Below are 25,817 nucleotides of genomic sequence, written 5' to 3' on the forward strand. Positions count from 1 at the left end.
TGAGGTTGATTGCGATTCAAAGTTAATCTAATTCTTTATAATCAAAGTAATCAAAGGTTGCGGGTTGGTCATAACCAGCGTAATCAACTGCTGCTAAGCCAACAAACGCACCGGTGAAGAAACCACCGTAATTTTGCAAAACGTAGTCATCTGATAAGATAGCAGCATCGAGTGCCACTGGAATCTCGTGCCAGTTTTGGCCATCAAACGAGTATTCGTAACTGTACGACTGCTTACGGGCTTTAACCTTAAACCAAACGGATTCCGTTCCTTCTGGAATCGCAATGGCGTCATCTTTAAGGTACGATGTATAGTCACCGTTGTTGTTTTCGCCGACTTCGATAACGTGACCCTTCTTTTCATCCCACGTGATGAAGACGAATGACCAGTGCTTTTCGTTGTAGAAGTTCGTTAAGCCGGCCATTTGTTGATACGTGAATGGATCAAAGGTCACTTTGGTTTCAGCATCAAAGTTGAAGGCTTGCCAACGACGGGCAATCATTGAAACATCGAAGGTACTTGCCAGCGAATTTTTACCAATCAAGGTTAAATGACCATCGCCAAATGAACCCTTTTCAGCAGTGAATGGTGTCCGTAACGTGTTCCATTCATCGTTAAGCTTTGGTGTATCAAATTCATCGTGTTGAGAACCGTCTTTAGGTGCTTCCGTTAAAATGGCATCCTTAGGGGCGTCAACTTCCATTTGACCACCGTGACCGCCGACAACCCGTGGCCAGCCTTCATCGTCCCATTCAACTTTTTGAATGGAAGTTTCACGGCCTAATGTGCACCAGCCGCGAGGATCATAAGCCGACTCATTTTCATGGTTCCAAGGACGGCCGCAAAGTGAAGCGTAGTACCATTCGTCACCGCTTGGCGTGTTAACAAGCGCACCATGACCCTGCTTTTGAATACCCAAATCAGGGGTATCAAAGTTCGTCAGAAATGGGCCGTCTGGTTCTGACTCGAATGACAACGCATCAAGAGTCTTTGAACGTGCAACCACTTCTTGGTGGGTGTAAACCGTCCCGCCTTGAGCTGCGAACAGGTAGTAGTAATCGTTAATCTTATACAGGTGCGGCCCTTCAACTAATTTAACCTTGGTCCCAGTGTAAATAGTTCTAGCTGTTTGCGGCTTCAGCTTCATGGTATCAGTGTCAAATTCAGTTAAGGTAATCCCATTAAATGGGTGGTGGTATTCACGATGATCCCAAGTCTGTTGAACCAAATACTTACGGCCATCATCATCGTGGAACAATGAGGCATCAAACCCAACACCGTTAACCCGAATTGGATCCGTCCATGGTCCGCGAATATCGGTGGCAGTGGTCAGATAGTTGGTCATATCCTTGAAAGCACCCTCAGTAATTTTAACGTCGGTGTAGATTAACCAGAACTTACCGTCAGCATAGGTTAAATCTGGTGCCCAGATTCCCCCTGAACTTGGGTTGCCCTTCATGTCTAGTAAAGTGGTTGTTGATAACGGTGACGGCAATAGGTTCCAATGAACCAAGTCCTTTGATTCATGTAGCCGAACGCCTGGGAACCACTCAAAGGTTGAATTAGCAATATAGTAGGTGTCACCAACACGAATCATACTTGGATCAGCATTAAAACCATGTAAAACGGGGTTTTGAATCTTCATGAGAATCTTCCTTTCAGACTAAATAATAGTGTTAAATTAAACGCGCTTTGCTTTCCGTTCAGCTTCAAGCTCAACGTTGATCTCAGCAATTCGCTTGTCACTTAATGGATAACGGCTCATGATCAACATAGCAACAACGGCTAAGACGATTGGAATCCAGATCATTGACCACTGAATCCCCATCATTGCTGAAGCTGATTGATGTGCAGTAGAACCATCAAACTTGAAGAAGGCGTTAATGTAACCTGGAATAATCCCACCAAGCGCTAGGCCAATCTTGAAGAATAGGCCCATGATGGCGTTGATGATCCCAGCAACCCGCTTCTTTGACTTGTATTCGCCGTATGAAACAACTTCTGGCACCATTGACCACATGTAACCAGTAGCAGCAGTTAAGCCCCATTGTTGTAAGAAACGACCAATGTACCCAAGCATTGTTTGATCCTTAAAGCCTGGTAATGACCATGCCCACAGAACTAATGAGCCAGCGATGAACAAGCTCAAGAACAAGTAGAAGAAACCTTTTTTACCAATCTTTTTACGAACGATTGGCCATAAGAAGACTAAGAAGATACCTGGAATTGACCCAATCAAGTTGATTGAAGCCATCCACTCTGGATGACCAACGTTATATTGCATGTAGAATGGCCATACGGTGTTACCAAAGAACATGAACGTGAAACCAATCAAGAAGAACAAACCAAGAATTTGCAGTGGCTTGTTACGTTTGATTTCACCAAATAAGTCACTGTATTTAACGGATGCTGATTCTTCCTTGGTTGGTAAGATTCGTTCTTTAACGCCGGAGTAAGTGAATAATAACATCGCAAACCCAATGACCATGTAAATGGCCATGACAAGGAAGTACGCGCCACCGGCTTTTGGTGAAGCATAATTACCAAGATGTAACTTAATACCAAAGAAACCAATGTCTTTTAATTGCTTATCAGGTGAAGCTAATTGAACGAAGAGCGGTAAGAAGGTATAAACTAACAGATTACCAATGTTTGCTTCAGTCATCCGAACAGTGGTCAACGTTGAAACTTCATCGTTATCACGGGTTAATGACGCGTTCAAAGCACCGTAAGGAATGTTAACCATCGAGTAAACCATCGCGGTTGCCATATATGCTAAGAAAGCATATATGATATTGCCACGGACAGCTGGAATAGGCAAAAACAGCAATGCTGATAAAATCGTCAGTGGAATCCCATATTTAATCAAGAATGGGCGATATTTACCGACTTTGGGATTAAATTTATGCCGATCAACGTATGCACCAACCCACGGATCCCAGAAAACGTTGATCCACCGGACAACTAAGAAAATCGTTGCACCAGCTGCTGCAGAAATACCATAAACGGTAGTTAGGTAGAATAAGAGCATAGAACCAATGGTCCCGAAAATCAGGTTTTGTGCAAGGTCACCAGCCCCATAACTGATACGTTCACGCCAAGATAACTTGGCAAATTCATCGTTTTGTTCAACGACGTCTTGCTTAGGCACAGATGCCATAATTGTTTCCTCCAATCAAGAAATAAGCATTCCATTAGTTGGTTAATTAAAGCAACCAAACGTACACCAAGTTCTCTCCGTAACTGACAGTGACAGGCATCTCTAACAACCAAACTATTGTGTAACCGACAAGCTAGCTTGTTATAGATTACATTGTAATCGCTTCCAATATTCCTAGCTATCTTCGTTTATGCCTAATTTTTGTCAAATTATGATATTCACATGGAGAAATGAAGTAAAGAAGCCATTTCGAATAGTAATCAATATAATGACTTAATATTCATAAATGTTGATTGCCTATTCAAAATATCCGCCCTCTTTAACGGTTTTAACTGACCGTTTGCCGATCATTTGCCGTTGATACTTACTTGGTGTAATGCCTGACCACTTTTTAAACTGCTTGCTAAAGTTAGAGATACTGCTAGCCCCTAGCTTATAGGCAACTTCCTCAATTGAATTCTCTGGTGATCCCAATAATAATTTGGCTTTTCGGTACTTTTGTTCATCAGCAAAATGTAAGGGTGTCACGCCATACACTTTCTTGAAGACCCGGTGACCATGTCCCTGGCTAATCCCAAGTTCACGGCAAATATCGCCGAAGGAAAAATGACTGACCTCATCTTGTTCAATCCGGTCCTCGATTCGAGTCGCTATTTCTCGCGCAGTTTGCGCCTCACGTTCAGAATATTTAGAGTTGGAGCCCTTTGCATGCTCATCATGTACCATCAGCCCATATAAGAACTTAAGTAAATCTATTTGGACTTTAATTTTAAGTTTTTCCGAGCTTAAATCAGCTTTTTGGCTGTCTTGAACCATTTGTTGTGCCGTTTTCATTGCCAATCGTGCTATTTCTGTATCCGCTTTCAAAACTTTGTTAGCCACCGTGCTGATAATTTCAGACTTTAATTCAAGGCTTTCAATGTTGAAGTGAAACGTAATATAGGTCATTTCTGCATTTTTGCTGGCATTCCAATTGGTATGCAGTGTGCCAGGTGAAATGATCATCACATCTCCAGGACCGTATGTATAAGCCGAAACACCCTTAATTTCAGTGGTCTGCTGTCCCTCGACGACGCACATAAGTTCAAAGACTTGATGCTTCTGTTCAAAGAAACTCCAGCCTCCTGGTACAGTTCGCTGATGCCCGCCAAAAATATAGATGCTTGATTCAACCACTGGTAATGACACAAATTTTTTTGTCATCAAACCCACCATCCCTTGATAAACCATCTTTAATTCAATGTAGGATACAATTTACTCTCATACTATGCAATATTTATTCATTAGTCAAATTAAATATATTGCTAACTACTATCAATTATTGGCTTTTAGTGACCATTTTTTGTCATTTTATGATGTTGTTTTTCCCGTTGAATCGATAATGCTACCATTAGCGTAACCAAAATTGATTTTACGAATATTGCCATATTTTTAGATAAATGGCATCAAAAAAGCCGCACTACCTTTTAAGTAGTGCGGCTCAACTCTCTATAAATTACCGAATCACTAACACCGAAATCGGGGCATATTTTGCCATATACGCAGCTTGTGAACCAAAGCGCTTCCGAATACCCTTTTTTGATAACGAGCCAATAATCAATAAATCAGGCTTAACCTCTGGGATAATTTGCTTAACGATTGTCTCACCAGGATCACCTTCGCCAATGATGACGTTGACTTTCTTAATGCCAAACCGCATGGCTAAATCTCGGTAACCAAGAATATGCTTTTCCAATTCCCCACGTTTACCGTGAACAAAATCTTTGTTCAACGCCTGATAAACATTCATATCATCAGATTCAAGAATCGAGGTAATGGTCATTTGCGCATCGTCTTCCTTGGCACGATTCATGGCATACCGAAAGGCTAACTGTGCATCCGGTGAATCATCAACGCCAACTAAAATGTGCTTAAATTTTTTTGGATCTAATTCTGCCATTTTAATCGCTCCTTCGCCGAGTATTTAAGAGAGTGAAACGAACTTTGACTTCAATCTCCATTTTACCAAACCTTATTCATCTGTACCAAAGGAAATTTGATCCTTACCGTTTCGTTTAGAGACATACAAGTATCGATCCGCCCGATTAAAAATCTCGATTGCACTCTTATCATCCATACGCCGGTTTTCGACACCCATGGAAATCGTCATGTGAATGGTCTCACCCTTTTCGGTTTTAACCTGCAGATCACGAACCACCTCTTGCAGTTCTTCTGCAATCAACGTGGCTGCTTCAGCGGTAACGCCAGGATAAAGGATGGTAAACTCCTCACCACCCGTTCGATACAGTTTCGCCCCATGGGTTTGTTTCGCCAAGACTGCTTCTAGTACTGCAGCGAATTTCTGCAGCGTGACGTTACCTGCCAAATGACCATAGGTATCGTTAATTTGCTTAAAATTATCAATATCCATTGCAATAATACTTAATTCACTATAATTTTCAAAAAAAAAGTTCGCATCTGACCGAAAGCTCAACCAGCTGTAAGCGTGCGTCAGATTATCGTAAATCACGTTACGGGCTGTTTCAACTTGATTCACGTGTTCTCGTCGAAGCGTGACCATATAGCGGTAAACAATTGCCGTTACAAGGAGGTAAACGATAAACATCGAAATCGTCTCTTTTAAGGCCAAGTGCAAGGTTACGGTTAACCCTGCCCATGAGATACCACCAATGATTGCTTTGACGCTCAAAATAATCACTGGATGCTGATCAAAGGGGAAAAACCACTGACGCTCAGCCAGCAGCAACAATATGCCAATCGTCAAAGTGAGGATGAGCCAGAAGCTAAAGAGCCTGGAAATGGCGAAAAACAAACCGACAGTGATCACCAACGGCAAAATAATATTGATTCTGGTTTTAACGGCATCCGTATAACTCATCATCAGTATCAGCGCACCGTTAATCCACAACGGCTGCTGTGTCGGCGTTGAATTGACCGCCATCACAAAGATAAACGCAGTCACTGCTGAATAATAACACGTGTAAACTAATTCCGTTCGCCATGGATAGGGATTGTTGCCCTCAATATCATGATCTAATAACCGCATCAATCGTTGCAGGACAGCAATAAAACCAACATTTAAAAAACTTAGTAGAAATGTGGCTGCTACTATCATTCCCATCATGGCACCCCCCAACACGTCATTTACCTCATTATAAAGTTTTTATGCTCAGTGGTAAACAGATTAGTCGCCAGCCCGAAATTCATTTTTCATACAGTGTTGACACTCTGTAGGTTATCCTTGCAATTTTAGTGGCAACCTGTCATACTTGCCACACTTATTGTCTGTCTGAAAACGACAAATTTACCTTTACGATAAATTACAAATGTGTTATTATCACCATTGTCTCATATTTTATCCACCGTATTAAGGAGGGTGCATGCGAAAATTACTATTTATTTCTGGCCTGTTTCTGATTCTGCTTGGAGGCGCCTTTACGACGTCACCGTCAGCTTCCGCAAAGTCCTTGCCTAAGCTTAGCACCCAAAAGGTAACCTATGTCTCTTCAGCACTGAATGTGCAGGTTAAAGCGCCGAAATCGGCAAGCTTACTCGCGGTCGTGTATAACCATCACACGAGCTACTGCAAGCTAAAGAAGAACACCTGCAATTTGAATTATAAATTCACTGGTTATAAAACCTTTGAATTATATGGCACAACAAGTAAACATCAGCGCGTTACTCAGACCAAAAAGCTATCACGTTCTGCTTACGCGACTAATGAAATCGTTAATTTTAGTGAAGTCCGGACAAAATCGGATGCCCAAGTAATCGTTAATACGTTGGGCTCACACCGAACCGTCAGACTTTACAGTGGTAAGAAATTACTTTCAAGTCAAAACACGGGTAGCGGACAACATGTCAGCTTCAGATTGACGTTAAAGCAATATAAGCCAACACTGACTTATACGGTTACCGCAACCAATAAAAAAGCTTCAGGTGCATTCTTCATTCCTTACTTAGAGGAACCAAGTAACCTTGAAGGTATTGCTTAATCAAAAAATCCCAGTTAGTCACTCAACGTGATTAACTGGGATTTTTTCATTCTATTATGATTGACTCACTCTGCGGACCGGTTTCGCTTTAATCGCTCTGTTCAGTGCAACGATAAGTGTCAGGGAAAGAACGGCAAATACTGCTGAACCCAAACTAATATTTTTCAATCCGATGGCACTCACTAACACAGACGATGTTGCCGATCCTAGTGAAATACCAAAGTTAAAGAAAATCGAATTGAGTGATGACGCCAATACCAGCGACTGCGGATATTCTCGCTCGGCGGTATTAAGAAAATGAATTTGAATCGGCGCGTTAACTAACGTTACGATCAACGAGAGAATGAGTAGCACTGCTAGCCCAGAAACCTTCGTGGACAACGCTAGTGGTAATAGCACCAACAAAATAATATCAGCCACGTAGTATTTTGGCATACCACGCAACCCCTTATTTTCTGCAATTCGACCCGACCAACGATTACTAATAATACTCATAATCCCAATCACGAAAAGCAGGATATTTAAGCTGGCATTACTGAAGCCCAAAGCAGTAGTCAGCAATGGCCGAATGTACGTGTAATAACCGTACATCGTTGCCGCAGTGAAGAGTACCAGAATAATACCAATGTAAATCCGTGGATCCTTTAACAGGCTTAACTGCCCTTTAATCGATCCCTGCACCTGTTCAACGTGCTTAGGTAGTAACCACACTAAGAGGCCGAAGATAATAATAGTGATGACTGAAACAGCGAAAAATGCGTACCGCCAACTATAATTCGTACTGATAGTGGTCCCAATTGGTACACCGATAACCGATGCAATACTGAAGCCGGCAAACACCCATGAAACGAGGCTCGCCCTTTTCTGCCGTGGCGCTACTGTCGTTGTAAACGTCATAATCAGTGAAATAATCGAGCCCGCAACCGAGGCTGCAATAACCCGTGACAGCAACATTGACCAGTAGTTAGTGGCAAATCCGCTAAGCGTATTACCGATTAAAAAGATCACGATTAGTACCAATAGCGTCTTATACCGACTATATTTACTCGTCAAAATGGTAATGAACGGCGTACTAACGGCATACACCGTTGCAAAAATAGTTACCAGATACCCGACTGATGCGATTGAAACGTGCAGATGACTAGCAATGTCAGACAAAATACCGACAACCATGAACTCGTTACAGCCTAACATGAAGGCAACCAGCACAAAGACAATCGCTTGTAAACGATATTTGCTCAATAGACTTTTCCTCCCCGAATTTTTTCCTTTTTTTAGCTTACTACATTTTAGATATAAACATAAGTTATTTGGGAATAATATTGTGGAAAGAACGCTACTTTATTGTTGAAACGCGCTTCGTAACACTGACTCCGGCACTGTTCACTGTTATCTAGCTGAAACGCGCTTCGCAACACTGACTCCGGCTGCTGTTCACTGTTATCTAGTTGAAACGCGCTCCGCAACACTGACTCCGGCCGTATAACGATAAACAGGCAAGTTCCCAAAGTTCAGGGAACCTGCCTGTTTATCGTTATACTCTGGAGTCAAACCGTGTTGCGGAGCGCTCTATTTTACTAACCCATCCCAAATCACAACTTTCCCACTCTTCAGTGATTCAGGAACATTAATGATTCGTTGATTACTGCTGCCACGGAACTGCAGCGTTAAATCCATTTTTGCTTTTAAGAATCTGCCGTCTACCAAGATATCGATCAGACTCAGCAATTCTTTTTTGTCGTCCGATTCCTTCATGAGTTCGTCCCAGGTATAGCCCGTCCAGCTCCAGATATCTTTGTCATGACCGAATTCTTTACGAATTCGATGGCAGAGATGGTTGCAGACTTGCGTATTGAGAAACGGCTCGCCACCTAGCAACGTCAAGCCTTGAACGTAGGACTGACCTAGATCTTCGATGATCTGGTCTTCCAAATCCTGCGTATAAGGGGTGCCATAATGGAAGCTTTGAGCAATCTTGTTATAGCAGCCCGGACAGCTGAACTTGCAGCCACTGACATACAGACTGCACCGCACACCTTCACCATCCACAAAGTTGAACGGCTTATAACTGGCGATGCGTTGTTCGCTTAGGTCATCTGCCAACCATTCCTTTGGCTGTGGATTCTTTGGTAATCTTACCTTTTTTGTCTGCATACTGTCACCTTACTGTCTAGCAATATTGTTATTATCGTTCCCTAAAGTCATGTGCTTGACCCGACTGGCAATTTCAACGTGCCGGCCGTGGACCATTGGCCGCTGGTTTGGGTTACCGAGATAACCGCAAGTCCGCTTAACCACGTCACACGTAGCTGGATCAGTGTTACCGCACTTAGGGCATTCGAAACCGCGCGCTGTTGGTTTGAATTCACCCTTGAAGCCGCACTTGAAGCATTGGTCAATTGGGGTGTTGGTTCCTAAATAACCAATTCGGTCATAGGCATAGTCCCAAACGGCTTCCAAGGCCTTTGGGTTCTGCTTCAAGTTTGGATATTCGCAATAGTGGATGAAGCCACCAGCACTATATGGCGGGTAGTCCTTTTCAAAATCAATCTTCTCAAATGGAGTTGGTGCCTTACGAACATCATAATGGAAACTATTCGTATAGTATTCCTTATCCGTAACGTCCTTGACCCGGCCAAACTTCTTAATATCTGCTTGGCAGAAGGTGTTAGTCAAACTTTCAGCTGGCGTTGCATAAACACTGAAGTGGTAACCGTACTGATTCTCCCAATCTTTGCAGCTATTATAAAGTTTCTTAACCACATCGACGGTGAATTGTTTAGCTTCAGGATTATGTTCCCAAGTTGGGCCATAGAACACAGTGCCGACTTCGTAAAGGCCAATGTAGCCCAAGGAAACCGTTGCCCGACGATTCTTAAATAACTCGTCGACAGAATCCGTTGGCTTCAGCCGTTTACCAAAAGCCCCATATTCATAAAGAATCGGTGCGTTTTGTGGTGTCGCTTGCTTAGCACGGTTAACCTTAAAGACCAGTGCTTCTTTGCAGATGCCCAGTCGTTCCTTCAAGATAGCCCAGAATTTATCCTTATCACCCTTCGATTCAAGCGCGATTCGCGGCAAGTTCAAGGTTACAACACCGAGGTTCATCCGACCGGCGTTAACTTCCTTGCCGTTTTCGTCCTTCCAACCTTGTAAGAAACTGCGGCAGCCCATTGGTGCTTTGAATGAACCAGTCAGTTCAACGATTTTATCGTACATTAAAACATCGGGGTACATCCGCTTAGTCGCACATTCAACGGCTAATTCCTTGATATCATAGTTAGGATCTTCTGGCTTCAGGTTTAACCCGCGCTTGATCGTAAAGACCAGCTTAGGGAAGATAGCGGTCCGTTTCTCCTTGCCCAATCCAGCAATTCGAACGTTCAAAATTGCCTTTTGAATTTCACGTTCAACCCAACTCGTACCAAGTCCAAAACCGAGCGTCGTAAATGGCGTCTGGCCTTGAGAGGAGTACAACGTGTTGATTTCGTATTCTAACGCTTGCATGGCGTCATCAATATCTTTAATGGTCTTTTGTTTAGCAAATGCTTTTTGACGGTCTTCGCCATCGATCCACTTCTTAGCATCTACCATGTGTTTGTCATAGTTCTTCAGTGCAAATGGTGCTAACAGCTCGTCGACCCGGTCTGCTGAACAGCCACCGTACTGACTAGAAGCAACGTTTGCGATGATCTGTGACATCTGCGCTGTAGCCGTCTGAATGGAGTGAGGCGGTTCAACTTCTGCGTTACCGATTTTGAAACCGTGATTAAGCATTTCCTTAAAATCAATCAGGCAGCAGTTCGTCATCGGACTGTATGGCTGGTAGTCCAAATCATGCCAGTGAATATCACCCTTCAAGTGAGCGTTGGCTACCTTTGGTGGCAGCATTTTAAGTCCCATGGTTCTTGCCACCGTGCCGGCAGTTAAATCACGCTGTGTATTAAAAACGTTACTATCTTTATTGGCATTTTCGTTGACCACTGTTTCATCTTTATGTAGCAGTTTTTGAATCGTAAAGTTAATATCAGTGGCTTGATTACGCTTAAGATCTTTTTGGGCACGGTAGTTAATGTAGGCTTTGGCCCAATCAAGTTGCTGGTGCTCCATTAATTCATGTTCCACAATACTTTGAATTTCGTAAATTTTGACGTTTTCTTTAAAACGACTGCTGATTTCGGTCAAAACAGCATCCACCACGTCATCAATAGCGTGCTGGTCTTCAGCTGTTAGCTCTGAATCAACCGAAATAGCGGCCCGTTTAATCGCCCGTTCGATCTTCTTCGTGTCGAACTTGACGGAACGGCCATCTCGTTTCAGAACGGTTAACGTTTCGATTGTTAATTCTTTTGGTTCTTGCATTCTGATCAACTCCATATATTGTTACCGAATTAGTGCACAAGTACATAATATAGTGTTGAATCCGCATCCGCAACCATATATTGTGTACAATCGGAAAGAATTTTAAAATATGCCTACTATATATAGTGGGCACCATGAAAGTATTCTAGAACTATGTCTGGTAACTATTTTTTAAAATCAGGCCTAAATCTAAACTATTAGACGCCCTTTTACATGTCTAAAACCTTTTTTTTAGTAATATATTTAACATCCATCCATGATATAGTCATCATTTGAAAGCGTCGCATTACTCGACGTTGCCCTATTTATACTCGGTCCTTAAAAAATCCTTTACTATTTCAAATATTACAAGGATTCAATTTCTTGTCGCATTGTGACTTATTTTCTTAAATTCAGTGATACGCCAGAGTAATACCTAGGATGTAAACTCTGTTTTGTTGATTGATATGAATCGACACATTGATGGACCTTACAGGTTTAAATTATAGGAGTGTATATACTTGAAAAAATTTGTTACTTCAATTTTAGCAACATCCGCAGCAGCTGTCGCATTGTTCTTTGCTGGCGCAACCGGCGCGAGTGCATCTACGACTTACACTGTTAAGTCCGGTGACTCAGTTTGGGCGATCTCACAGACCTTCCACTCAACGATCAATGCCATCGAGCAAGCCAACCACATCAATAACCACTTGATCTTACCAGGTCAAAAATTAGTTATTCCTGATGGCTCAACGACTAGCCAAACAACTGCTGCTCAACCAGCAGCTACCAGCCAGTCAACCGCAGCTTACAACGGCCAAACCAACAACTACAATGGTTACAAAGCCCAAGCTGCAACAACTAACCAAACCACTAACAACGCTGGCTCAGCTAGCTACTCTGGCAGCAACATGAAGAGCTACGTCTTGAACCAAATGTCATCACGGACTGGTGTCCCCGCTTCTACTTGGAACGCGATCATCACTCGTGAATCAGGCTGGAATGCCGGTATCCGTAACAGTTCAAGCGGTGCTTACGGTTTATTCCAAAACATGCACATCAACGGTGGCGATGTTACTGCCCAAGTTAACGCAGCAGTTTCACTTTACCACGCACAAGGTATGGGTGCCTGGGCTTTATAAGATAAAACCCAACCCATAATAAAAAACATGACGGCAATTGCCGTCATGTTTTTTTGTGGTTTCAATTATTTTTGTGGCATTATTCTCGCCAAACACCAGCCAACGACTAAGCCGACCAACGCGGGCACTGTCCAGCCAAGCCCCATGCTGAATCCAGGCAGTAAGCGACCTACCGAAAGAATATCGGCGATCCAGCCATTATGCAGATTTGCTGGCAAAGCATTTAACCCATCCAATATCGCAGGAATCAGTGTAAAAACGGTCACCGATCCAAATAACCAGTGTGATTCACCGATCAGCGGCGTGAGTAAACTCATCAATATCAGGGTAATGGCTAAGGGATAGATGAAATATAGCAGCGGTGTGGAAAATAAAAGTAGCCGATCTAGGCCGATATTGGCGAAAATCAACGGTACGGTACTAGCCAGAATAATTAACGCTGCATAAGGGATCCGCGGAAAAAGTTCCTTGAAGGTATCGCCAAACGCTGTAATCAGGCCAATAGCCGTTTTTAAGCAAGCTAAAATCACTAAAATAGCTAATAACAGATTCCCAAAATCACCAAAGTAATGGTTAGCCACGTTGGCTAATACCGGGCCACCATTGGCAGCTCGACTAAATTGTCCCAGTGCATTCCGTCCTAATAGACCTAGCAAACTGTAGATTACCGCCATGAAAATAACCGCGATGCTCCCCGCTTGGATAGTATCACGCGCCACCCGAGTGGGTTCTGTCACCCCTAACTCACGAATCGCGTTGACCACAATGATGCCAAACGCTAGTCCTGCTAGGGCATCCATGGTGGAATAGCCCGCCGTAAATCCCGCTGCAACGGGGGATTTCACATAATCTCCCACGGGAAGCTGACCACTGCCCATTGGCTTAGCGACTACCATGATCAGAAGGGCTGCTAGTAGAATCAAAAAAGCAGGCGTTAAAAATTTACCCACATAAACCATGATTTTACTGGGCTTTCGGGCAAACCACCAAGCTGCCAAAAAGAATAGGATCGAATAAATCAAAAGTCCCCCGCTTCGGTGGTTAGTAGTTACAAATGGATTCAAACCGACTTCAAATGAGATTGATGCTAGCCGCGGTAACGCAAATAGCGGCCCAATACAGAGATAGAGCAGAATCGTAAACGCATAGGCATAAAACCGATTAACCTTTTGCGATAATTGAAAGACCCCATCCGATTTTGTGATACCGATAGCTGCCACCCCTAACAGCGGCAGACCAACGCCAGAAATCAAAAAACCAATCATGGCTGGCCAATAGTGGGTTCCCGCCTGCTGACCGACAAAAACGGGGAAAATTAAATTACCAGCACCGAAAAAGAGACCAAATAACATCATGCCGATGAAGATCAGGTTACGGGTGCTTAATTTTTGTGTCGACATATATTTTCACTCCAGTTGATAGCATTCTTTTTCTATTCTACTGTTGTTGGAAAGTTTTAGGGCGTGAAAATGATGAAATTTAGGAGTTCTCATTAATTTTACATAGCTGAAACGCGTTCAAAAGGGCATGCCCCGGCCGTATAAGACGAAAAAACAAGTGCCCAGTCAAAAAACGACTGAGCACTTGTTTTTTCGTCTTATACTCTGGGGCATGAACGCCCTTTTTCACGCTCTACTTCTTTAACAGATCTTCCCCATTCTTCATGAAGATCCGCTGCTTCAAAGCATCTGACAGTAAACCGGTTATTTCAAGCTGATTGGATAAATTCAAAACCGCCGGCGTCGGAGTATATGGTGTATCAGAAGCATACAGCAACTTGTTTGAATCGATTAACTCCAATAGTGCTGGTAGTTGCTGTGGCAGTACCATACCAGCAACATCAAAGTACTGGTTACTCAGCACGCTCATGATATCCACTTGATTATCGGTCAAATCGTGGTTCAATGACTGTGCCAAGTTTTGTACCCGGCTAGCTACCAATGGTAATACGGCACCAGCATGAGGAATGATGAACCGGATATTTGGATAACGGGTGAAGATGCCGTTTTGCAGCATGTTTAATACCGTCCGAGTCGTATCGAAGAAGAATTCCACGATTGGCGCTGGAATTTCGCTTGTTACTGTTGGGTCTTCCACACCTGGTGCATTGGGGTGCAAAGCGACCAGTGCATGGTTGTCATCCAGAGCCTGCATGATTGGATCTAAGCGCTTGTCACCCAGGTAAATCCCGCGGGAATTAGTTGGCAAAGTAAAGCCGGTGGCATCATCAGCTAACGCAACCTTAATGGCCTTTTGACTGGCAGTAACGTAAGGCAGTGGCAGTGAAGCGAAAAAGCCGATTTTATCCTTGTATTTTTGGTGTTGCTTAGCAGCGTATTCGTTTACTTCCTGGGCTAATTCAATAGTGCTAGATTCTTCGCCAGTGTTGATGTGAGGCGACGAAATAGAAATAACGGAATAGTCGATATTCACTTGATCTATGATTGAAAGTGTCGTATCGATCGAGTATTCAGGCGTTGGCACCCCGTCACCCATGTCATTAAACTGGTCCTTTAAATACTTTTTGTAGCCGGGTGATAGGTAGTGTGCGTGAAAATCAATTTTGTGATAAGTCATTTAAAATGTGCCTCCTATAGTAAAACGGCTTCGAGTGTCGTTGCGAATCCTTCTGGATTTTGAGCATAGCCCAAGTGACCGCCAGGAATGTCATAAATTGGGATGTTCCAGTAATCAGATAGAAAAGCATTCACATCTTGTGGATAAGAGCCAACTGAATCGGTCCCATTCAGCAAATGAATCCGGTCGCTGTACTTTGCCAACTGGTCAATATCAATCTTGCGACTTGTGTATTGACGAATCTCGTACTGAAACCAGAACTTCATCCCAGCAATGGCGGGATCGGTATTCCCCTTTAAGTTGACGGCCGGCTTACTCATCATTTTGGCGTCTAAACCGCCAATCCGCATAAATTGGCCAAACTTCTTCATCGCTGCGCCCATATCTTCTTCAAAGGCTGATTTCACGATGGCGTTATTGTTTTCTTGATCTTGTTTCGCATTTGGCAAGAAACTGTTGATTGGCGGTTCGTGAAAGGCAATTCCCTTAACGATATCTGGATAGTCTTGTAAAGTCTCCATGGCAACAATTGACCCAGAGCTTGAACCCATGATGTAAACGGGGTCGTTAGGACTTAATTTAGCTGCTAAAGCGGCAACATCAGCGGCATCAGTCTTGAGTCGGTAGGTACTATTGATTTCTTCGGCTTCTGCTGGCAGTGGCTCAGTTAGCTTACTATTACCATAGCCACGGCGGTCAAAGGTTACCACCGTAAATTTGTGCTGTAAGAATTCAACCGCTCCTTGGAAGATGTTACCTGTACCATTAGCACCTGGGATCAAAATAAGAACTGGGCCGTTACCTTTTACTTGATAGTCTAATGTTGCACCTTTTTGATTTAATGTTGCCATTTTAAAGACTCCCTCGATTGTGATTAAAGCTTGCTGATTAACGTTGTTTAGGATAAACTCATGGTATGAGTTTTAAACTGTAATTGTATTATAAACTCATACCATGAGTTTTGCAAATGAGGAGAGAAAAATAAATGAAACGTGGACAATTATCCCGTGAAATCATCTTGGAAAAAGGGCTGGAAATCGCAAGTGAATCAGGTCTAAACGGCATTACGTATAATGGACTGGCACGTGAAATCGGCATCCGCCCACAATCAATGTACCGTTATTTAGCCGATATTGCTGCCGTGAAGAGTGGTATTGTAGCGCTATATGTCCAAAAGTTAGTGACCTACCTCGATGGACAGATTAATGGTTTAACTGGTAAAACTGCCCTGCGGCAATTAGCAATCAATTTTATTCAATTTACCCGATCAGGAATGCCCTTCACTGATATGGTGTGGGGAATTTCTTACTATAGTGATGAAACAGAAGTTGCAGAAGCGATGAATCAGTTACGCCAACCAATTAAACAACTCGTTGCTGAAGTCAGTCAGGACAAGCAGCAAGTAACCGCCAATACCGCCCTCTTTTTAGAATTTGTGGTCGGTCATTTGGCACTTTTGACTGCCAGGAAAGAATCCGGCATTAACCAAACGATTTTTGAGAAGAACGTTGACCGCATCATTGACCAATTTTAGTGAGGGCCACTACTTGAAAACACTAAAAAGCCTATCGTAGAATAGACTTAATGATTTCGTAGAAAATCTAGTTGAAAGTATGGTGAGTCAAATCATGGCAGATTCAATCATTCAGTTAACGGCCGCGGATGCAGCAGCATTACAAGCAATTAGCCAAGAAACGTTTCAAGATACCCTTGGTGCCTATAATCTCGATGAAGATATGAATTGGTATATAGATCACGAATTAAGCAAAGAAAGGTTGCAGGAACAGCTGCAAAACGCAAATTCGTTTTTCTACTTCTTGAAGAAAGATGATCAAATCGTTGGTTATTTAAAATTGAATATTAACGCTGCCCAATCGGTTGATCAAGGTGCTGACGCACTAGAAGTTGAGCGCATCTATGTCCGGCAGGCTTATAAACGGTTAGGCTACGGCCGGCAGTTAATGGATTACGCCATCAAGCGAGCCTATCAGCTGGATAAAAAGGTCGTCTGGTTAGGCGTATGGGAATATAACCATGCTGCCCAAAAGTTCTACGCAGCGTTGGGCTTCACCGAGTTTGCAGATCATTTATTCAAACTGGGTAACGCTCGGCAAAGAGATATATTAATGAAAAAAGTCATCAACAAGTGATAACTGATGTTCAGGGGGCTTGCAAATCCCCATCTACTGAACCACGTTTTAGCTCCATAACATCATTCCTCAATCCCTAAACAGTAGTACAATCAAAGATGAAACCATATTTCAAAGGGGATTGATCAGGAATGAAAATTAAAGAAGGCTATATGCCATTTCATGGCTACAAAACCTACTACCGAATTGTGGGTGAAAAAGCGCCGGGCAAAGCACCATTATTATTAATTCATGGTGGTCCCGGATCTTCTCATAACTATTTTGAATTACTAGACGACTACGCTGAAACCGGCCGCCAGCTCATTATGTATGACCAAGTGGGTTGCGGTAAATCTTCATTACCCGAAGACGAAAGCGTCTACGTCAAAGAAACTTGGGCAGAGGAATTAATTGTCCTGAGAAAATACTTGCACCTTGACCAGATTCACATGCTGGGACAGTCTTGGGGCGGCATGCTGGAAATGCTTTATCTAACCCAGTACGATCAAACCGGCGTCAAGAGTGTCATGATTGACGGCTCCCCTGCCTCAATTAAGCTTTGGACGCAAGAACAGCACCGGCTGATTTCCTACCTGAGTTATGAAGACCGGCAAGCCATTGCAGAAGCTGAGCGGACAGGTAATTTTACCGGTCCTAAGTACCTGGCTGCCAATGATCGCTATATGGAACGCTATTGCTGGGATGACCCTGACGAAAATTCGCCAGAACCATTGCGCCGAGAAACTAACGGTAAACGTGCGAGCCTCATTGCGGAAGGCCCTAACGAATTTACCGAAAATGGGACTATCAGCGACTATGACGTTACCAATGATTTGCATAAGATTCACGTACCTGTATTGGTTACCAATGGGACCGATGATCTTTGCACGCCACTGATTGCCAAGTCAGTTTACGACCATATTCCAGGTGCTAAATGGCACTTATTCGCCAACAGCCGTCACTTAGCTTTATTAGATCAGCATGATGAATTCATTAAAGTGCTTGATAGTTGGTTAAAGGAAAACGATTAACTGAATTTAAAATAGCCTGATGATCACGAAAACGACCATCAGGCTATTTTTGATAAATGAAGCCAAACAAAAAGCTCCGAACTGGGGAGGTTCGAAGCTCTTTAGCGCTGTAATCAATACTCACAAGGTCATCCTTACACGGAAACTAATTGGTTATCTATTATGGGGGAAATAACACTTAGTCTATTAAAATTTACAGGGAGAAGTTTAATTTATTCCGCAGGATTTTTGCGACCCGTTTTTTCAATTACAGTGGACCTTTAAAAGGCCCAAAACCGTCAGACAGTGAGAACAAACATAACAGATAAGTTGATCACTCAACTTATCTGCACACTGTTCTAACTGGCATAACGGCAATTCGGTGACCTCGTAAATTCAGACACCGAATACCCATCACACTTATGCTTTGGATAACAATAGTTTACCACGTTTAACCCAAAATTTAAATTTAATTCCGCGACTTTTTACTAAAAGCCTTGATTTTTTTAAGTAAATATGAATTAAACACTCTAAGACGTCAAAAAAAAGAACAGCGCCCGCATTTGACGCTGTTCCATCGTTTATCATTTTGACTAATCGCCGGTTGGGTGCCAATGATCTTCAGCAGTTAATCGGTTTAAAAAGGCCATGTCTTTATCGCTGATTTCAAAATCCAACTTAGCATTTGCCTGAATATGTGCCATTGAGCGCGCCTTAGGTAACGGTGCTAACCCATTTTGAATCACAAAACGCAGGGCCAACTGTGGAATCGAGACGCTGTACTTATCAGCCAACCGTTCCAAATCGGGACTTCCCACTAAGCCACCAGTTGCTAGCGGTGAATAGGCTTGGACAACAATCCCGTTGTCTTCAGCAGTCTTTACAATCGAATCCTGGGTATAGCCAATATAGTACTGAATTTGATCTACAGCGGGTGTAACGGTGAGGTCTTTCCAAGTGAGCAGGTTGGCCAAATCGTGAGAATTAAAGTTAGAAACTCCGATTGACTTTGCCCGACCACTCTTATAGATTTCTTGCATTGCTCGCCAGACGTCACGGTTCTCAGCATCATGGTTGGTTCCCATCTGATCCCATGGCCATGGCGCATGAATGATATAAGAATCAACATAGTCAAGGTTAAGGGCCTTTAGACTGCTGTCAAAATCCGCCAACGTTTGCTCATACGTCTTCGTTTCCCCTGGCAGCTTCGTTTGAACAAAAATATCTGACCGGTCAACGTCACTATCTGCAATAGCTTCACCAACGCTCTTCTCGTTGCCGTATGCTTTAGCAGTATCGATGAACCGATAGCCCGCTTTCAACGCGTTACTAACGGCATCATAGGTTTCTTTTCCCGGTTCCGTTTGCCAGGTACCAAAACCAACTTTGGGCATCTTTAAGCCATTATTTAATTCAAACGTTTCGGTAATTGTCGTCATTTTAATTCCCCCTATTTCTGGTGTTTAGCCTTATTATATCAGTTTCTGATCAATAAAAAATCCCGTGACACGCACAGATAGCATTAACCATGCTGTCCGTCAGCGAACGGGATTTTTCTTAATTTAACTTCTGATTATTATTTTGGTGCTGGTACTGTCATCACTTCATCAAGTGCGGCAGCCAATTCCTTAACCCCATCGACGATACCGTCTTCAGGCGTGTTTGAATAGTTCATTCTAAACGTGCCTGGTTCAGGCTGGTTACCATAGAATGGATCGCCGGGAACCACGGCCACGTTACGCTTCAAAGCTGCGTCAAACAAGTCTTGCGAGCTCTTAACGCCAGGTACTGTGACCCACAGGAACATCCCACCCTCAGGATTACTGTGCTTGACACCCTTTGGGAAGTACTTATCGATGGCATCCATCATGAGTTGCTCACGCTTGTGATATAAAGCCGTGATCTTTTCGATATGGTCATTGATATCATTGTCGGTAAAGTACTGTGCACAAACGTACTGTGAGAAGCTATCCGTATGCAGATCAGCAGACTGCTTCATCATGGTGTACTTCTTCAGTAATTTTGGTTCTGCAACAACCCAGCCGATTCGAAGGCCTGGTGCGAAGATCTTCGACATGGTTCCCATGTAGATGACGTGGCCGGTCTTATCTAATGACTTCAGCGAAGGTAAATTTTTACCTGCCCAACGAATAGCACCATAGGGGTTATCTTCCAAAACCATCACATCGTACTTGTCAGCTAATTCGACCAACTTCTTCCGCCGTTCCAAGGTCATCGTTCGGCCAGTTGGGTTTTGGAAAGTAGGGACAGTGTAAATTAAACGGGTATCCGGATTGTTCTTTAACGCTTCTTCAAGAGAATCCATCTTCATCCCGTCTTCATCCATATCAACGCCGACAAAATGGGCACCGTATGAACGGAAAACATCAACGGCGGTCAAGTAGGTTGGGTCTTCAACAATGACAGCACTGCCTTCATCAAGGAACATCTTAGCCGTTAAATCGATCGATTGCTGTGAACCAGTGGCAATCATGACGTGGTCAGCAGTCGTATGAATCCCTTCGACCTCTAATCGTTTGAGAATGACGTTACGTAATTCAGGTACCCCTTGTGCTGAACTGTATTGTAACGCAGCAGCACCCTTTTCCTTTAAAACCTTATCCGCAGCAGCTTGAACTTGGGCCACTGGGAAGAGTTCTGGGGCGGGTAAGCCACCAGCGAATGACGTAACTTTAGGATCAGCAGCAGCCTTTAAGATATCACCAACGGGGTCAGTATCAGTCTTGGGAACTCGGTTAGAAAATTTATAGTTCATCTAGAACACTCCTCTATATGTAAGTTTACTAATAAGCAATATGTTAACCACTGCACTTGTAGTAGTTTGAGTAACATTATAGCACAAAAATTAAAGTATGATTAGGAAATTCATAATTGTGCCACCAAATTAATTGGCTCCCGAAATTAAATGAGTGGTACCGTAAATCTATATCGACAAGGATTTAAAGTGATTTATTGACGGACACACAGCCTAAAATTTACTTTAGTTCATTACTTAGATATAGCCTTAACCTGTTCCACAACTCAGATTCCGGCCATATAACCCCAAATAACGCCATCCCGATAAAGCCCATCGGAATGACGTTATTTGGGGTTATATTCTGGAATCTACCGAGTTGTGTCGCAGCTTCCTTTAATCTAAGCGTCCATGCCGATGCCGTACCAAGTAGAACAAGGTTGCGACAACCAGGACCAATGCGCCAACAATCACCGAAATTCGCGTATCAGGGTTAACAAACATGAACCCTACGATCACCAGTAACATGACGATGGCAAAATAATCTGAGAATGGATATAAAGGTAACTTAAAAGGATGATCTTTCATAACTAAAGCATTATTTTTCCGGAATCGCAGTTCGGCCAATAGGATCACAAACCACGGAATCATGCCGGGCAGCACAGAGGAACTGAAGACCACCACAAACAAGTTTGACGTTGATTTGTTATAGGCAGAAAAGACAATATCCAAGATAAACCCTAACAGGATACCACCTGAGATTCCTAAGATCGATGCACTAGGAACAACGCGTTTTGACAAGTGCCCGAAAATCTTTGGCGCATCATTTTCATGTGCCAGCTTAAACAGCATTCTGCTTGAAGAGTAAATCCCCGAGTTAGCACTGGATAACGCAGCAGTTAGCACCACAAAGTTGATCACGGAAGCGGCAGCCGTAATCCCAACTTTAGCAAAGGTAGAAACAAATGGCGAACCGATCGCACTCAAATGATTCCAAGGGTAAATCGTGACGATCACAAAAATCGCGCCAACGTAAAAGATCAAGATTCGTAACAGAACCGACTTTACGGATTTAACGATAGCTTGTTGCGGGTTGGCCACTTCACCAGCCGTAATTCCCAACAATTCAATACCTTCATACGAACCGACGATAATCGACATGGAGAAGAAGAACCCTTTCACGCCACCCGTAAAGAAGCCGCCATGTGCCCAGAGGTTGCTGAAACCGGTTGGATGACCGCCGTTACCGATCCCAAAGAAAATGACCAATAGACCAAGGATAATCATCATGATGATCGTTACCACTTTGATCATGGCAAACCAGAACTCCAGTGAGCCATAAGCCTTCGCACTGGCCAAATTAGCGACCACTAAAAAGGCAATGATGATAATGCCCACTGTTGAAGTGTTAATGTGCGGCCACCAGTATTGTAAGTACTGCGTTGCCGCCACCACTTCGGACATACCAACCACAATATATTCAAACACGTTGGCCCATTTCGCCAAATACCCAGCTAGGGGGTGAACGTATTCGGTGGCGTAATCCGCGAAGGAACCCGTTCCGGGATTAATGTAGATCATTTCACCAAGCGCTCGCATGACGATGTACAAAATTAAGCCAACAAACATATAAGCCAACAATACGGAAGGCCCCGTCCACTTAATCGTTGAAGTGGAACCCATAAACAGGCCAACACCAATTGCGCCGCCTAAGGAAATCATTTCCATTTGTCCCGCCGTCATTGTTCGACGTAACGCAGGCGACTCTTTTACTTTTCGCTTCATTAAATTATTGCCTCTCCAACTTAACCAAATTATTGATTCATTTAAATTGGGCGCAATGCCGGTGAACACCGGAACATTACGCCCGAAGTTAAATACTGCCTCACAGTTTAAAAAGTGTGAAAGTATCTACAAACCTTATTTACCTTTAATATCTTAGCACCAACAGTGGCACAAACAAAGCAAACTTCAACGATTATTTAAATGTGAGCGCTATTATTGTGACGATCGCCGCACGCTACATATTCCCAATAAACGGCGGGTTTTTACTTCTGATTTAAGAACAAAGCTTTATTATCTCTAACAAATTCAGCAAAGGTCGTGGCTGGGCGGCCCAGGACCTCCGCCACTGTATTCGTAACTGTTTTGGCATTACCCAATTGCGTAATGATATAGAGCATTACCGTCACGTTGGCAAATTCTTTCTTGATGCCTCGCTGAATCATGGTGCGCCGGAATTTAAGTAGACTAGGCTTACTGTAAGTAATTGGTACACCTAATTCCGTGGTCATAATCTGGGCAGCCTGCTTGTAAGTAATGGCAGCAGGCCCCGTAATTGCTAACGCCTGACCAAGGTACTGGGGATCGCATAGTGTTGCTACGGCAACCGCCGCAATGTCCCGCGTATCGATAAAGCTGGTTTTAGAATGACCGGCTGGAACAAATAAATCATGATGCTGTTGAATATCCTGTAAATGCGTGCTGGTTAAGTTCTGCATAAAGAAACTCGGTCGAATAAAGGTGTGTGGCAGCCCCATTTCGGTAATCATCCGTTCAATTTTGCGGTGGGGAACCATTGGATTTTTCTCCACGCCAATGAGAGACACGAAGACGACTTGATCAATCCCGTGTTTCTTCACTGCAGTCAAAAACGGCTTCATGTCTTGTTCCGGCTTGGCTAATTCTGGTGGCCGAACAAAAAACACCTTATTAACCCCTTCTAAGGCTGGCGTAAAAGTACTGGCATCTAGAAAATCAAAATGGCGGGTTTCAACGCCCAGTTGCCTCATTTGATCCGGCTCAGAATGATAAATCCCAGCAACGACAGTCACATCATTCATTGCTGCCAGCTGTTGAACCACCGGCCAGCCGATGTTTCCTGTACTGCCTAAAACTAGAACTTTATCCAACATCATGACCCTCTTCCAATTTCATAAGTAGTTGTACTAATGCTTCCTGTTCTTCTGCGTTCAGAGGCGTCGCAAATTCTGATATTTGCAGGTCAGCAATCCGCTGGCAGTGTTTGAACATCTGCTCACCACTGTCCGTTAACGTTAAGGTACGGGCCCGTCGATCTTCACTGGATGTTTGAATGTGAACCAGTTCTTTTGCTTCAAGCCGTTTAACGACTCCCGAGATCGTAGCGCGATCCATCCCCACCATGTCCGCCACTTGTGCTGAAGTTAAGAGCGATTCTACCAGTCCCATTTGAGCTAGTACCGCCCATTGAGCACTGGTGATTCCCTCTTTCTCCAACGTCATATTTAGCTGATGGCGAAGCTTTTTAGCAACATCCATGATGAGATAGCCAAAATTATGCATGCTGACGCCTCCTTTATATAGTTAGTACACTAACTATATCGAACATGGGCTTTAAAGTCAAAATAACTACTATTCGAGTTTTTAATACAAAAAGCGAGACCGGACAAAAGCTTTTGTCCGGTCTCGCTTTAATGAAACAATATTAATCAATCTGCAGTTTTAGCAATACTTATCACTCATACGATTTTACCAGCACATTAGCAAATTCCGAAGAATCTACCTATACCAGATCTGCTTCTTATCACTTATTAAGGCATCATCAAAATTGGTTTGATGACTTTACCTGATTTTGAATCTGCCATTGCTAGGTTAATATCTTTCAAATCATAGTATTTAACTAACTTGTCGAATGGGAATTGGCCTGCTTGATAAAGTTTGATTAGTTTTGGAATAAATAGCTTCGGCAATGAAGAACCCTGCAGGACACCGCGCATCGTTCGAGCTGGTACTAAGAAATCCTGTGCCATATTAAATTCACCTTCAAAAGCACCGCCGACAACTGCAACTTGACCATAAATACCAGTTGAACGAACTGCGTTTTCAGCTAAGCCTTTGATACCAGCTGATACAACACCAAATTCGACACCGCCAGCACTGATTTTTTGTACTTCGGCTGGCACATCAGGAATGTTTTTGCTGTTGATGACGTTGGTTGCACCTAATTCAAGTGCTAAGTCTAATCGGCTATCAACCACGTCAACGGCAATAATTGGGTCACAGTGAGCCACTTTGGCAGCCATAATTGCAGCCAGCCCCACGGTACCCGTACCAAAGATAACGATCCCATCACCTGGTTCTGGCTTTAAATCGTTCAAAACGGTGCCGGCACCGGTTTGTAAACCACAGCCCAAAGGTCCAAGGAGTTTCAAGTCAACATCTTTAGTTACCTTGACAACGTTTCTAGCTTGCACTTTCATATAGTTACCAAAAGAACTTTGCTGGAAGAATGAACTCAGTGGTTGGCCGTCAAGTTCATAACGAGTACCGCCATCAATGTCTTTGCCTTCAAAGTTCAGTTCGTTCATCCGTTCGCAGGCATATGGACGGCCAGCAACACACTGCTTGCAGGTGCCACAGCTAGCGTAGGAAACGGTGACATGATCGCCCTTTTGAAATTCAGTGACACTTGAACCGACAGCTTCAACAATACCAGCACCTTCATGTCCCATAATCATTGGGATTGGTGCAAAGCCTGTTGGCCCACCATTTACTTCCAAAATATCGGCGCCGCAAATCCCACTGGCAACCGTTTTAACCAATAGCTCATCAGCTTTTAGATTATCGTCTAAATTAACTTTCTTAATCTCTAAAGGGGCGCCTTTTTCTAATGATACAGCAGCAGTAATTTCCATGGTCAATACCTCCATTAATGTTTGATAATTAA

22 protein-coding genes are annotated in these 25,817 nt (G+C 43.3%); 5 read left to right on the forward strand and 17 right to left on the reverse strand.

Annotated elements, in window-relative coordinates; translation table 11 throughout:
• Nucleotides 1-22 precede the first annotated feature (22 nt).
• From IWT5_RS01115 to IWT5_RS01135, 5 genes are all read right to left on the reverse strand, one after another.
• Nucleotides 23-1,645: a glycoside hydrolase family 43 protein gene (locus IWT5_RS01115; protein WP_089108112.1), complete on the reverse strand. Its 1,623-nt coding sequence runs from the start codon at nt 1,643-1,645 to the stop codon at nt 23-25.
• Nucleotides 1,646-1,681: 36 nt separating this feature from the next.
• Nucleotides 1,682-3,160, reverse strand: a complete 1,479-nt coding sequence (locus IWT5_RS01120) for an MFS transporter (RefSeq protein ID WP_089108113.1) — start codon at nt 3,158-3,160, stop codon at nt 1,682-1,684.
• 297 nt (nt 3,161-3,457) lie between these two features.
• Complete coding sequence (locus IWT5_RS01125) at nt 3,458-4,363, reverse strand: AraC family transcriptional regulator (protein WP_089108170.1); 906 nt, start codon at nt 4,361-4,363, stop codon at nt 3,458-3,460.
• Nucleotides 4,364-4,655: 292 nt separating this feature from the next.
• Nucleotides 4,656-5,099, reverse strand: a complete 444-nt coding sequence (locus IWT5_RS01130) for a universal stress protein (protein ID WP_089108114.1) — start codon at nt 5,097-5,099, stop codon at nt 4,656-4,658.
• A 72-nt stretch (nt 5,100-5,171) separates the two neighbouring features.
• Nucleotides 5,172-6,281, reverse strand: a complete 1,110-nt coding sequence (locus IWT5_RS01135) for a GGDEF domain-containing protein (RefSeq protein ID WP_159459255.1) — start codon at nt 6,279-6,281, stop codon at nt 5,172-5,174.
• A gap of 259 nt (nt 6,282-6,540) precedes the next feature.
• Between IWT5_RS01135 and IWT5_RS01140 the strand changes: the two genes are divergently transcribed.
• Nucleotides 6,541-7,155 (forward strand): hypothetical protein, encoded by a 615-nt coding sequence (locus tag IWT5_RS01140; RefSeq protein WP_089108116.1) that lies wholly within the window; start codon nt 6,541-6,543, stop codon nt 7,153-7,155.
• 54 nt (nt 7,156-7,209) lie between these two features.
• On the opposite strand, the gene IWT5_RS01145 is transcribed toward IWT5_RS01140, so the two are convergent.
• From IWT5_RS01145 to nrdD, 3 genes are all read right to left on the reverse strand, one after another.
• Nucleotides 7,210-8,397, reverse strand: a complete 1,188-nt coding sequence (locus tag IWT5_RS01145; RefSeq protein WP_089108117.1) for an MFS transporter — start codon at nt 8,395-8,397, stop codon at nt 7,210-7,212.
• A 327-nt stretch (nt 8,398-8,724) separates the two neighbouring features.
• Entirely contained in the window at nt 8,725-9,309 is a 585-nt protein-coding gene (gene nrdG, locus IWT5_RS01150) for an anaerobic ribonucleoside-triphosphate reductase activating protein (RefSeq protein WP_089108118.1), read from the reverse strand.
• A gap of 9 nt (nt 9,310-9,318) precedes the next feature.
• A complete protein-coding gene (gene nrdD, locus IWT5_RS01155; protein WP_089108119.1) occupies nt 9,319-11,517 on the reverse strand; it encodes an anaerobic ribonucleoside-triphosphate reductase in 2,199 nt (732 codons plus the stop codon).
• A 500-nt stretch (nt 11,518-12,017) separates the two neighbouring features.
• Here nrdD and IWT5_RS01160 point away from each other — a divergent pair, with 500 nt between their 5' ends.
• Entirely contained in the window at nt 12,018-12,638 is a 621-nt protein-coding gene (locus IWT5_RS01160; RefSeq protein WP_089108120.1) for a LysM peptidoglycan-binding domain-containing protein, read from the forward strand.
• Between the two features lie 65 nt (nt 12,639-12,703).
• Here the strand turns inward: IWT5_RS01160 and brnQ are convergent, their stop codons facing one another.
• The 3 genes from brnQ to IWT5_RS01175 form a co-directional block, all read right to left on the reverse strand.
• A complete protein-coding gene (gene brnQ / locus IWT5_RS01165) occupies nt 12,704-14,038 on the reverse strand; it encodes a branched-chain amino acid transport system II carrier protein (RefSeq protein WP_089108121.1) in 1,335 nt (444 codons plus the stop codon).
• Between the two features lie 232 nt (nt 14,039-14,270).
• The gene (locus IWT5_RS01170) at nt 14,271-15,215 is read right to left on the reverse strand and encodes an amidohydrolase family protein (protein ID WP_089108122.1); all 945 of its coding nucleotides are present in this window, start codon (nt 15,213-15,215) and stop codon (nt 14,271-14,273) included.
• Between the two features lie 14 nt (nt 15,216-15,229).
• Complete coding sequence (locus IWT5_RS01175; protein WP_089108123.1) at nt 15,230-16,066, reverse strand: alpha/beta fold hydrolase; 837 nt, start codon at nt 16,064-16,066, stop codon at nt 15,230-15,232.
• A 134-nt stretch (nt 16,067-16,200) separates the two neighbouring features.
• Between IWT5_RS01175 and IWT5_RS01180 the strand changes: the two genes are divergently transcribed.
• The 3 genes from IWT5_RS01180 to pepI all read left to right on the forward strand — a co-directional run bounded on the left by IWT5_RS01180 (nt 16,201) and on the right by pepI (nt 18,375).
• Nucleotides 16,201-16,749 carry a TetR/AcrR family transcriptional regulator gene (locus tag IWT5_RS01180; RefSeq protein ID WP_089108124.1) on the forward strand — a complete coding sequence of 183 codons (549 nt, stop codon included), beginning with the start codon at nt 16,201-16,203 and terminating at the stop codon, nt 16,747-16,749.
• A 94-nt stretch (nt 16,750-16,843) separates the two neighbouring features.
• Nucleotides 16,844-17,365 carry a GNAT family N-acetyltransferase gene (locus tag IWT5_RS01185; RefSeq protein WP_089108125.1) on the forward strand — a complete coding sequence of 174 codons (522 nt, stop codon included), beginning with the start codon at nt 16,844-16,846 and terminating at the stop codon, nt 17,363-17,365.
• A 131-nt stretch (nt 17,366-17,496) separates the two neighbouring features.
• Nucleotides 17,497-18,375, forward strand: a complete 879-nt coding sequence (pepI, locus tag IWT5_RS01190; RefSeq protein ID WP_089108126.1) for a proline iminopeptidase — start codon at nt 17,497-17,499, stop codon at nt 18,373-18,375.
• Nucleotides 18,376-18,947: 572 nt separating this feature from the next.
• Here pepI and IWT5_RS01195 read toward each other — a convergent pair.
• From IWT5_RS01195 to IWT5_RS01220, 6 genes are all read right to left on the reverse strand, one after another.
• Nucleotides 18,948-19,793 carry an aldo/keto reductase gene (locus IWT5_RS01195; protein ID WP_089108127.1) on the reverse strand — a complete coding sequence of 282 codons (846 nt, stop codon included), beginning with the start codon at nt 19,791-19,793 and terminating at the stop codon, nt 18,948-18,950.
• Between the two features lie 137 nt (nt 19,794-19,930).
• On the reverse strand, nt 19,931-21,130 hold the full coding sequence (locus tag IWT5_RS01200) for an aminotransferase-like domain-containing protein (RefSeq protein WP_089108128.1): 1,200 nt from the start codon (nt 21,128-21,130) through the stop codon (nt 19,931-19,933).
• Between the two features lie 375 nt (nt 21,131-21,505).
• Nucleotides 21,506-22,894 carry an amino acid permease gene (locus IWT5_RS01205; RefSeq protein WP_089108129.1) on the reverse strand — a complete coding sequence of 463 codons (1,389 nt, stop codon included), beginning with the start codon at nt 22,892-22,894 and terminating at the stop codon, nt 21,506-21,508.
• A gap of 263 nt (nt 22,895-23,157) precedes the next feature.
• On the reverse strand, nt 23,158-24,021 hold the full coding sequence (locus tag IWT5_RS01210; protein ID WP_089108171.1) for an SDR family oxidoreductase: 864 nt from the start codon (nt 24,019-24,021) through the stop codon (nt 23,158-23,160).
• The gene (locus IWT5_RS01215; RefSeq protein WP_089108130.1) at nt 24,014-24,433 is read right to left on the reverse strand and encodes a MarR family winged helix-turn-helix transcriptional regulator; all 420 of its coding nucleotides are present in this window, start codon (nt 24,431-24,433) and stop codon (nt 24,014-24,016) included. The genes IWT5_RS01210 and IWT5_RS01215 overlap by 8 nt, the downstream gene beginning before the upstream one ends.
• A 248-nt stretch (nt 24,434-24,681) precedes the next feature.
• Complete coding sequence (locus IWT5_RS01220) at nt 24,682-25,785, reverse strand: NAD(P)-dependent alcohol dehydrogenase (RefSeq protein WP_089108131.1); 1,104 nt, start codon at nt 25,783-25,785, stop codon at nt 24,682-24,684.
• Nucleotides 25,786-25,817 lie beyond the last annotated feature (32 nt).

Origin of the sequence: Secundilactobacillus mixtipabuli, from assembly GCF_002217925.1 — a bacterium.
Classification (GTDB): Bacteria; Bacillota; Bacilli; order Lactobacillales; family Lactobacillaceae; genus Secundilactobacillus; species Secundilactobacillus mixtipabuli.